Raw genomic sequence first — 1,446 nt, 5'->3', positions numbered from 1 at the left:
GCGATCGGGTAGTGCACGCCCCGGCCCAGGAACAGCGCATGCTGCTTGCCCGCGAAGCGCTCGGCCCAGCCGGCGATCTGCGGTTCCAGGTTCAGCGCATGCTGCACGCTGCCGGGCAGGTGGCGCAGGTCCTCGATATAGCCGGCTTCCTGCTCGGCCGTCAGTTTGCCGCGCAGCTTGGCCAGGGTCGCCGCCAGCGCGAACAGGCCCACCAGCTGGGTGGTGAAGGCCTTGGTCGAGGCCACGCCGATCTCGGCGCCGGCGCGGGTGTAGAACACCAGCTTGCTGGCGCGGGGAATGGCGCTCTCGGGAACGTTGCAGATGGAGAGCGTCTTCTCGTGCCCCAGCGACTTGGCGTACTTCAGCGCCTCCATGGTGTCCAGGGTCTCGCCGGACTGGGAGATGGTCACCACTAGGTGTTTCGGGTTGGCCACCGCGGTGCGATAGCGGTACTCGCTGGCGATCTCCACGCTGCAGGGGAGTCCCGAGATCGCCTCGATCCAGTAGCGGGCCACCGAGCCGGCGTAGTAGCTGGTGCCGCAGGCCAGGATCTGCACGCCTTCGACATCCTGGAGCACCTCGCCGGCGTCCGGCCCGAACAGCTTCGCCGTGAAGGCATTGGCATCGATGATCGCCTCCAGCGTGTCGCCCACGGCGCGCGGCTGCTCGTGGATCTCCTTCTGCATGAAGTGGCTGTACGGCCCCAGCTCCAAGGACGCCAGGGACACGTCGGACAGGTGTTCCTCGCGCTGCGCCGGACGGCCGTCGGCATCGAACACCCGCACGGACGTGCGCGTGATCTCGGCGGTATCGCCTTCTTCCAGGAACAGCACCCGGCGCGTGGCCTGCACGATCGCCGAGACGTCGGAGGCGACGAAGTTCTCGCCCTCGCCCATGCCGACCAAGAGCGGACAGCCCATGCGGGCGCAGATCATGCGCTCGGGGTCGCGCTTGCTGATCACGGCCAGGGCGTAGGCGCCGTCGAGTTCCTTCACCGCCCGCTGCAGGGCGGCGAGCAGGTCGCTGCCGTCCTGCAGGTAGTAATGGATCAGGTGGGCGATGACCTCGGTGTCGGTCTGGGACTCGAAGGTGTAGCCCAGGCCGATCAGGCGTTCGCGCTGTTCCTCGTGGTTCTCGATGATGCCGTTGTGGACCAGGGCCAGTTCGCCGTGGCTGATGTGGGGATGGGCATTGCCTTCGGTGACGCCGCCGTGGGTGGCCCAGCGGGTGTGGCCGATGCCCAGGCGCGAGGCGAAGCCTTCGGCGGTGGCGGCCGCCTCCATCTCGGCGACACGGCCGGTGCGGCGCACGCGGCGGACGTCGTCCTGCTCGACGATGGCGATGCCGGCCGAATCGTAGCCGCGGTACTCCAGGCGCTTGAGGCCTTCGATCAGGACAGGGACCACATCGCGATTTGCGATCGCACCAACGATGCCGCACATAAGG

Annotated in this window: 1 protein-coding gene; it reads right to left on the bottom strand. The window is 68.0% G+C overall.

Features of this window, described 5'->3' with window-relative positions; genetic code table 11:
- Positions 1-1,442, bottom strand: a 1,442-nt coding sequence (glmS, locus tag LG367_RS18205) for a glutamine--fructose-6-phosphate transaminase (isomerizing) (protein ID WP_226470681.1), incomplete at its 3' end; no start/stop codon positions are given.
- Positions 1,443-1,446: the final 4 nt, after the last annotated feature.

Source organism: Luteimonas panaciterrae (assembly GCF_020511115.1).
GTDB lineage: Bacteria > Pseudomonadota > Gammaproteobacteria > Xanthomonadales > Xanthomonadaceae > Luteimonas > Luteimonas panaciterrae.
The sequence above is the reverse complement of the archived record's forward strand: the minus strand, read 5'-3'. Positions and strand labels throughout refer to the sequence as shown.